The sequence below is a fragment of the Pseudopedobacter sp. genome (genome assembly GCF_040392825.1).
Classification (GTDB): domain Bacteria; phylum Bacteroidota; class Bacteroidia; order Sphingobacteriales; family Sphingobacteriaceae; genus Pseudopedobacter.
Window position 1 is genome coordinate 1 of sequence record NZ_JBEBVH010000147.1, and the last position, 9,784, is coordinate 9,784.

A 9,784-nucleotide genomic window follows, 5' to 3' on the forward strand; every position below is an offset into this window, starting at 1 on the left:
ACGGAGGAGTTATTATGGAGGGCGATCAAAGATCCAGTGGTAATCATCCAGGGATTATACATTACAAAGGCAAAGCATATGTTTTCGGGTTCAACCACGGAATTAGAATGCAAACAATGAGCAAGCATTATGAGCGTCGCTCTGTTACGGTGACAGAACTTAACTATAATGCGGATGGAACTATTCAGAAACTTCCTTTCTGGACGACAGATGCTCCAAAAAGAGTAGGTACTCTTGATCCTTATAAAAGAAATGAGGCGGAAACAATTGCTTATAGCGAAGGTGTAAAGACGGAAATGGTGACGGAATGGGAACGCAATCAACCGTATAACAGAGGTAGAAAAATCACGGATCGTATTATTGTTACTTCTATTAATAATGGTGACTATATCAAGGTGCAGGGTGTAGATTTTTCGAAAGGTGTGAAATCTTTGGATGTGAATGTTGCATCTCTTTACGGAGGAAAAATAGAAGTACGTATAGATGCTATTGATGGACCTTTATTGGGCGTCGTAAATGTTAGCGGAAAAGGCGAGGGAGATATCTATAAGACAGTTAACACGCCATTAAAAAGCACTAAAGAAATCCACGATTTATATTTCGTTTTTAAAGGCGAAAAAGATCTTTTCTACTTCGATTGGTGGGAATTTAATTGATTAAATTTTTTAAAATAATGTTGAAGAATACAATATTCTTAACCGTCTTAGTGTTTTTGTTTTCTGGGAATTTTTCTAAAGCACAATCTACAGTTTGGCTAGACAAGCTGGATTTGAGTGTAGCTACTCAGGGACATGGTAAACCGGGAATTAACACCTCGGTAGATGGGAAAAAAATGACTATTGCCGGCGAAACTTTCGACAGAGGTTTCGGCACACACGCAGAAAGTTCACTTTTGATCAAGCTCAATGGTAAAGCCAAACATTTTTCCGCATGGGTAGGAATTGATGATGAAATTACCGGACAAACACCTGCTGTAGAATTTGAGATTTACGGAGATAATAAAAAAATATGGTCTAGCGGAATAATGCGTCTCGGGGACAAAGCAAGACCGGTATCAGTTTCATTACAAGGCATCAATCAGTTGGAGCTGGTAGTAACCGATGGCGGTAATGGCCCATACTATGACCACGCAAATTGGGCCAATGCCAGGTTCGAAGCTGTAGGCGTTTCTTCTTTTGAAACCTTTAATCCAATAGCATCTACCCCTTATATTTTAACGCCAAAACCTGCCGTTACTCCACGTATCAACTCAGCAAGCTTTTACGGAGTGCGTCCTGGTTCACCGTTTCTCTTCAGAATTCCCGCTACCGGAGAAAGACCGATGACATTTTCTGTGAAGAATCTGCCAAAAGGTTTGGCAGTTGATACAAAGACCGGAATCATTACCGGAAAAATCGCAGAAAAAGGGACTTATGAAGTGATACTATCCGCTAAAAACGCAAAAGGTTCAGCCTCAAAAAAATTAAGAATAGAATGCGGAGACAAAATAGCCCTAACGCCTACGATGGGATGGAACAGCTGGAACTGTTTCGGACACGAAGTCTCTGCCGAAAAAGTAAAACGCGCCGCTGATGCGCTTATTAAAACAGGGCTGGTAAATCATGGCTGGAATTACATTAATATTGATGATTCCTGGCAATATAACAGAGATGGCAAAGATTCTTCTTTTAAAGGAAAAATGAGAGATGAGAACGGATATATCCTTACCAATTCCAAGTTTCCAGATATGAAAGGACTTACCGATTATATGCATTCCAATGGTCTCAAAGCAGGAATCTATTCTTCCCCCGGTCCGTGGACCTGTGGCGGCTGTGCAGGAAGTTATGGTTACGAAAAACAAGATGCGGAGAGTTATGCAAAATGGGGATTCGATTATCTTAAGTATGATTGGTGCAGCTATGGAGGTGTGATAGATGGTTTATCAGATAACGACCCTAATAAGGTGCCTTCTCTTGCATTTCAGGGTGGAGGAGATCTGGATAAAGGTGTTAAGCCTTTTAAACTGATGGGAGATTTGCTAAAAAAACAGTCAAGAGATATTGTATACAATCTTTGTCAATACGGTATGGGCGATGTATGGAAATGGGGAGATGATGCCGATGCCCAATCCTGGCGTACCACCAATGATATTACCGATACCTGGGCAAGTGTAAAAAGTATTGCTTTAGCGCAGGACAAAGCTGCGCCATACGCCAAACCGGGCAACTGGAATGATCCGGATATGCTTGTTGTAGGTGTTGTTGGTTGGGGTAATGCACACCAAAGCCGCCTGAAACCAGATGAACAATACTTACATATCAGCCTTTGGAGTATTTTCTCGGCGCCGTTGCTTATTGGTTGTGACCTGGAGAAATTGGACGATTTTACAATAAATCTACTTACAAATGACGAGGTAATTGCAGTAAATCAGGATGCACTGGGTAAACAAGGGGGCTGCCAGCAAACCATTGGCGAGCTAAAGATTTATGTAAAAGAATTAGAAGACGGAGGAAAAGCAGTGGCGTTTGCCAATTTCGGAAGAGAAAAGGTAAATATGTCGTACAAGGATTTTCAAAAATTGGGGATTACAGAACATCAAACCGTACGTGATCTTTGGAGACAAAAAAATATTGCAAAAATCAACACATCAAACCAGAGTTTAGCACTTGAAATTCCGGCACACGGTGTTGCTTATTATAAGTTTACGGGGACTAAATAATGCGCTTCTAACCAGATTGAGCTTAGAAAAAAGGAAAAATATAAATAATCGGAAACATTTAAAATGAATATAATGAGGACTTTTTGTAATAAATATTCGCCCGAAAAAATCATTTTAATAATTGTCTTTTCATTTTCTTTCTGTAAGATTTTCGCTCAAAACGTAACTGTAAAATCGCCCGATCAAAAAAAAGCTTTTAGTATTTATAATTCATATGATACGGAAGACGAATTACGGAAGTTATTTCTTATTTCGATTTTAGTTTAATACTATCATAAGGTAACCCATATAAATATGTCTAAAATTAAAAGTAATTTTTTCATATATCTGTTTGTGTTAACTCCATTGCTATTAAATGGACAGACTTACACCAGTCATACCATTCAGCAAGATGGATTGAAAGTGAGGCTTTCCGAAGGTTTTTTGAATATCCAACCAATTCACGGTAAAGCGGTAAGAATACAGTGGACAAAGGATTTGACTGAGGAAGAACGCGAGTTTGTTCTGGTTAATCAACAACCTGTTCCTCCGTTCAATTGTTCAGAAACTACATCCCTGTTAAAACTTGTAACAAACGACTATAGCGTTTTATTTGATAAAAAAACATCTACGCTAAGCTTCCTTGATAAAAAGGGAAAGATTATACTAAACGAGGCGCTAAATAGCCGTAAATTAAGCAGTAATACAGTTCATTCAGAACCATGTTACATCGCCGAACAAGGTTTCGAATCTAAGCCCGATGAGTATCTTTTCGGTTTAGGTCAATTTCAGGACGGGCACTACAATCTAAAAAATCTAAGTAGAAAGTTAATTCAGGTTAATAGTCAAATTGCCTTGCCTTTTCTGTATTCATCTAAAGGATATGGAATTTTATGGCATCAATACGGGCTGTCATGGTTTAATCCCGCAGACAGCATTATTAAATTAAATAAAGAGTCCTACACCAATAGTAGGGAGCGAGAGGTAACGAGTACAAGCGGAACACAAAAAGTTTCGCAGCAACAAACTTTATATAAAGGAAAGTTTCATTTGGAGAGCGATGGTGAATATACTTTTATGTTGGATTTGGGAGATATGGATAATCGCCATTTATTGGTGATAGACGGACAACCAATTATAGATCAGTCAAATTTGTGGTTACCTCCTGCAGTAAGCGCTAAAGTGAAGCTGAAAGAGGGAACACATCAAGTACAAGTGGTATGTAAATCTACAAATACTCCTTCCTTACATTGGAGAAAAGCTGGTAACGTTACAACCTTTCGCTCGCCAAATGCTAAATCTTTAGACTATGTAGTTTTCTTAGGCGAGGATGCTGATGATATTATTTCAACATATAGGGACCTTTCAGGAAAAGTACCTATGCTACCGAAATGGGCTTTTGGCTATTGGCAATGCAGGGAAAGATATACGTCTTCTTCACATCTGGTAGAAACAGTAAAAGAATTCAGAAAAAGAAAATTGCCATTAGATGTGATTGTCCAGGATTGGCAATATTGGGGGAAATATGGATGGGGAGTTCCGAAGTTTGATGAAGCTAATTATCCAAATCCGAGTCAATTTATAAAGGAATTACATGATTTAAATGCAAAATTTTCTATCTCGGTATGGGAGAATCTGGATAAGAAATCAAGCGTAGCAAAAGATTATGAAGGATTATACATCAAAGACAGTCCCTGGATTGATATTTATAATCCCCAAACGCAAAAAGTGCATTGGAATGCCCTAAATCAAAACCTTTTTAAGCATGGTGTTGATTCCTGGTGGATGGATGCAACAGAACCAGAAAACGATGCTTTAAAAGATAAAAATACATATTTCGGACAAGGTGAATTCTATCGTTTAACATATCCTTTATTTGTTAGTAAAGCCGTTTACGAGGGACAGAGAGCGACAAATCCGGACAAAAGGGTGACTATATTAACGCGTTCTGCTTTTCCCGGCCAACAGCGTTACGGAACAATTAACTGGTCTGGCGATATTGGCTGGGATTGGGATACCTATAAAAGGCAAATTGTAGCCGGACTGAATTTTTCTTTAACAGGAATGCCTTATTGGACTACCGATATTGGCGGTTTCTTTCGACCGGTAGCCTCTCAATATCATGATCAAAAATATCATGATATCCTGATGCGTTGGTTTCAATGGGGTGTGTTTTGCCCGATTTTTAGAATGCATGGCTATCAATCAGAAACGGAGCCATGGAAATATGGCGGAAAGGTAGAAGCTGAGATGCGGGAACTACTTAATCTTCGCTATCGGCTTCTACCATATATCTACTCTCTTGCAGGGGACGTCAATCGAAACAATACTACCATAATGCGTCCTATGGTAATGGATTTTAAAGGAGACGAAAATGCAATAAAGCAACCTTATCAATATATGTTTGGTCCAGCCATCTTAGTTGCTCCTGTAGTTAAACCAGAAATTGAAGAATGGAAGGTTTACCTTCCCGAAGGAAGCTTATGGTTTGATTTCTGGACAAATAAAATTCAAAAAGGCGGCCGGGAAGTAATGGCGGATGCTTCAAAAAATAAAATTCCTTTATTTATTAAATCGGGGTCTATTATTCCCTTAGGCCCAGTTATGCAATATTCATCTGAAAAATCAAATGAAGCCTTAACGCTTGATATATATCGCGGTAGCAACGGCTTTTTCGAGCTATATGAAGATGAAGGAGATAATTACAATTATGAAAAGGAGCGTTATACCGTGATTCCAATTTCATGGGATGAGAAAAAAAGATTGCTTACAATAGGAAAACGTGTGGGGACTTTTCAAGGAAGTATCGAAAAAAGAGCGTTTAATATAAGGATTGTTGGGCTAGACGGAGAGATTGTTGAGCAAAAAGTAATATATGAAGGCAATCCTCTTTCTCTAAAAATTTAATAACCAATTTATATGAAAAAACTTAAAATCGCGTACAGTGTCTTGGTCCTTTCTGGAATAGGTTTTATAGCATCGGCACAAAATCCGGTAGTACAAACAAATTTTACACCAGACCCGGCGCCAATGGTATATAAAGATAGGGTATATATGTATGCTGGCGATGATATTCCAGGCTTTGACTTCTATTACATGACTAAATGGAGGGTGTATTCATCCAGCGATATGGCAAACTGGACCGATCATGGTGTACCTATCTCTTTGGAGTCTTTTTCCTGGGCCAGAGATAGGGCTTGGGCTGCCCAATGTATAGAAAGAAACGGAAAGTTTTATTGGTATATCTGTGCGCAAACAGTAAATAACGATATGGCAATAGGAGTAGCCGTGTCAGATAGTCCAACCGGTCCATTTAAAGATGCCCTTGGAAAACCTTTAATAAGTAATGGCAGTTGGTCTAATATCGATCCGACGGTGTATATGGATGATGATGGACAGGCTTATATGTATTGGGGTAACGGTACTCTTTTTTATGTGAAATTGAATAAAGACATGGTGTCTTATTCCGGAGAGATTGTAGAAGTTCCGCAATCTGTAGAAGCATTTGGCGGTTTAAGGCGTCCTGGACGTCCCGAAGAAGTCCTGCAAAAAGGAGAGCAATACAAAGATGTATTTGTAGAAGGTCCCTGGTTATTTAGACGTAATAGCAAGTATTATCTTATGTATGCAGGGATGACGAAAGGAACCGAATGTTTATCTTATTCAATAAGCGATAAGCCAACAGGTCCCTGGAAATATCAGGGTAAAATTATGACTGATCAACCGACGAATAGTTTTACTAACCATGGGGGCATTATAGACTTCAAAGGTAAATCGTATTTGTTTTATCATACCGGCTTACTGCCTAAAGGTGGAAGTTACGGCCGATCTTCTGCAATTGAAGAGTTTAAATTTAATGCAGATGGATCTATACCTTCAATAAATATGACTAAAAATGGAGTTGAACCAGTAGGCGTATTAAATCCATATCAACGAAATGAGGCGGAAACAATAGCATGGTCAGAAAAATGTAGCACCAAAGAAAGCAAAGTAATTGGGGTATATGTAACTGATATTCGAACCGGAGGATTTATAAAGGTAAAAGCTGTAGACTTTGGTAAAAGTTCTCCTACAGAGTTTTCAGCGACTGTTGCTGCGGGACTTGACGGAGGTATACTTGAGGTGCGTATTGATAGTGTTGGAGGTACAAAAATAGCTGGTATTGATGTACCACGGACTGGAGGTTGGAATACCTGGAAAACATTGACTTCCACAATAGTGAAAAAAGTTTCAGGAGTGCATGATGTATATTTTGTTTTCAAAGGCGAAAATATCACTGCGGGACGTGAGCTATTCAATTTTGATCACTGGACTTTTAAGAAGTAAGACCTTAGTTTTTAGAATCATGATGATAAAAAGAATTAATATATTATTTGCTTATGCATTTTGTTTCTGGGTAAATGGTGCATTTTCTCAGAATCCGATAATTCAGACCATGTACACCGCAGACCCCGCGCCTATGGTATATAATAACCGTTTATATGTCTACACAACGCATGACGAAGATCAATCCACGTGGTTTAATATGAATGATTGGAAAGTTTACTCTACAAATGATATGGTGAACTGGACCGATCACGGAACAATTCTAAAATACTCAGATTTTGCATGGGCAAAAGGAGATGCCTGGGCTGCACAATGCGTAGAGAAAAACGGAAAGTTCTATTTATATGTTCCTGTTGTTTCCAAAGTAAATAACAAAGGTGCTATTGGCGTAGCAGTAGGTGATAGTCCGTTAGGTCCGTTTTACGATGTATTAGGTAAACCACTTGTGCAGAGTGAGTGGGGAGATATTGATCCAACAGTTTTTATAGATGATGATGGACAGGCTCATATGTACTGGGGAAACCCAAAACTTAAGTATGTAAAATTGAACGAAGATATGATATCTTATTCGGGAGATATTATAGAAGTTCCAATGGCTGAAGAATCTTTTGGAAAACGAGACGGTAATCCCGAGCGACCTACTAAATATGAAGAAGGTCCGTGGTTGTATAAACGTAAGGATTTATACTATCTTTTCTGGCCTGGTGGCCCGCTTCCAGAATTTATAGGTTATTCTACAAGTAAAAGCGCAAAAGGGCCATGGAAATATGGCGGTATCGTCATGCCTGCAGAGGGTAAATCATTTACAAATCATCCGGGTGTTATAGATTTTAGAGGCAAGACTTATTTCTTCTATCACAATGGAGCTTTACCTGGAGGAAGTGGTTTTACACGCTCGGTATGTGTGCAAGAGCTAAACTTCAATAAAGACGGCACAATCCCTCAAATGAAAATGACAGAAGGAATTACCAAGGGGATAGCTACATTGAATCCTTATCAGCTAACACAGGCCGAAACAATTTCATGGTCAGAGCATGTAAAGGCTTTTCAAAATGACAAAGTAGGGGTTTTTGTTAAGGCATTGCAAAATGGAGCCTATACCAGTGCTAAAAATGTAGATTTTGGTGATATAGGTGCTTCTGCATTTTCAGCCAGAGTTGGCACTACTCATAACGGGGGAGTTACAATGGAGATTAGGTTGGGAAGTCAGGAGGGGCCAATTGCAGGGACTATAAAAGTTCCTCTTACAGGTGGAGATGATAGGTGGGAAGTTGTAAATGTGAAGCTGGATAGGAAAATTACAAGTATCCAGGATGTATATTTTGTTTTTAAAGGGAAGGCGCCGTCTAATATTATGTATTTCGATTATTGGAAATTTAGCAAATAAATAGAAAGGCGTAAAGTTTTAAGAACTCAAATAGTTAAATATGAAGTTAAAATTTAGTTTAATGGTTTTGACCATTTTGTTTATTGCCTTTTTCTTAAAAGCTCAATCTCCGGAGCCAATGAGTGCTCACAATCCCATTATTTTTGCGGATGTCCCGGATATGTCGATGATACGAGTTGGAGAAAACTACTATATGAGTAGTACCACTATGCATATGAATCCCGGGGTACCGATTATGAAATCAAAAGATTTGGTTAATTGGGAACTGATAGGTTATGCTTATGATACGTTAGCAAACATGGATGAGCTTAATTTGGCTAATGGAAAGAATACTTACGGAAGAGGATCATGGGCAAGCAGTATGCGTTATCATAATGGTACCTATTATGTAAGTACATTCGCCCAGACCACTGGGAAAACTTACATCTATACTACAAAAGACATAGAAAAAGGTCCATGGAAAGTTAAAGAATTTAAACCCATGATGCATGATCATACCTTGTTTTTTGAAGGCGAGAAGGTCTATATGATATGGGGTGGCGGAAAGTTAAATATTGTAGAATTGCAGCCAGATTTATCAGGTATTAAACCCGAAACTCAACGTGTACTTATTGAAAATGCAACTTTACCCAGTACACCCGAAGGAGTTCGTGGCGGACTTCCGGCCGAAGGGTCGCAATTATTTAAAATAAATGGGAAATATTACCTGTTTAATATTTCTTGGCCTCCCGGAGGTATGCGTACTGTAATCGTACATCGCTCAGATAAGATAGATGGACCTTATGAAGGACGCGTTGTTCTTCAAGATAAAGGTGTTGCACAAGGAGGATTGATAGACATGCCTGATGGAAAATGGTATGCCTATTTATTTCAGGATTATGGTGCAGTTGGACGTATTCCGTTTTTAGTCCCGGTAAAATGGGAAGATGGTTGGCCTGTATTAGGTGTCGATGGCAAGGTTCCTTATACCTTAAATCTTCCGGCCAACAAAAGTTTGATTCCCCATATCGTAAATTCAGACGATTTTTCAAGAAAAAAAGGGGAACCCGGTTTACCTTTAGTATGGCAATGGAATCATAATCCGGATAATAGTCTGTGGTCTGTAACCAAAAGAAAAGGTTACCTGAGATTACAAACCGGACGTATAGATAGTAGCTTTTTGCAAGCTCGAAATACACTAACCCAGCGCACAATAGGTCCGACATGTTCCGGATCTACAGCTGTAGATGTGTCGGGAATGAAAGACGGTGATTTTGCTGGATTGTCTCTATTGCAAAAAAATTATGGATTGGTAGGAGTTAAAATGATAGAAGGGAAAAAATACCTGGTTATGGAAAATGCCACTACTGGGACTCCCCAAGAGGCAGCCCGAATACCTTTTAGCGGAAAGAAAG

General features: G+C 39.0%; 6 protein-coding genes. All 6 read left to right on the forward strand.

Features of this window, described 5'->3' with window-relative positions:
* On the forward strand, positions 1 to 656 hold a 656-nt coding region (locus ABWO41_RS11315), incomplete at its 5' end, for a carbohydrate-binding protein (RefSeq protein ID WP_353137762.1).
* Positions 657 to 673: 17 nt separating this feature from the next.
* Positions 674 to 2,698 (forward strand): NPCBM/NEW2 domain-containing protein, encoded by a 2,025-nt coding sequence (locus ABWO41_RS11320; RefSeq protein ID WP_353137764.1) that lies wholly within the window; start codon positions 674 to 676, stop codon positions 2,696 to 2,698.
* 294 nt (positions 2,699 to 2,992) lie between these two features.
* The gene (locus ABWO41_RS11325; RefSeq protein ID WP_353137766.1) at positions 2,993 to 5,584 is read left to right on the forward strand and encodes a glycoside hydrolase family 31 protein; all 2,592 of its coding nucleotides are present in this window, start codon (positions 2,993 to 2,995) and stop codon (positions 5,582 to 5,584) included.
* Between the two features lie 12 nt (positions 5,585 to 5,596).
* The gene (locus tag ABWO41_RS11330; protein WP_353137768.1) at positions 5,597 to 7,003 is read left to right on the forward strand and encodes a glycoside hydrolase family 43 protein; all 1,407 of its coding nucleotides are present in this window, start codon (positions 5,597 to 5,599) and stop codon (positions 7,001 to 7,003) included.
* A 19-nt stretch (positions 7,004 to 7,022) separates the two neighbouring features.
* Positions 7,023 to 8,390 carry a glycoside hydrolase family 43 protein gene (locus tag ABWO41_RS11335; protein WP_353137770.1) on the forward strand — a complete coding sequence of 456 codons (1,368 nt, stop codon included), beginning with the start codon at positions 7,023 to 7,025 and terminating at the stop codon, positions 8,388 to 8,390.
* Positions 8,391 to 8,430: 40 nt separating this feature from the next.
* The coding region (locus tag ABWO41_RS11340; protein ID WP_353137772.1) for a glycoside hydrolase family 43 protein at positions 8,431 to 9,784 on the forward strand (1,354 nt) is incomplete at its 3' end.

What these genes read in the sequence shown, in the direction of transcription:
- ABWO41_RS11330 (WP_353137768.1), top strand. Translation starts at nt 5,597, where the DNA reads ATGAAAAAACTTAAAATCGCGTACAGTGTCTTGGTCCTTTCTGGAATA.
- ABWO41_RS11325 (WP_353137766.1), top strand. Translation starts at nt 2,993, where the DNA reads ATGTCTAAAATTAAAAGTAATTTTTTCATATATCTGTTTGTGTTAACT.
- ABWO41_RS11335 (WP_353137770.1), top strand. Translation starts at nt 7,023, where the DNA reads ATGATGATAAAAAGAATTAATATATTATTTGCTTATGCATTTTGTTTC.
- ABWO41_RS11320 (WP_353137764.1), top strand. Translation starts at nt 674, where the DNA reads ATGTTGAAGAATACAATATTCTTAACCGTCTTAGTGTTTTTGTTTTCT.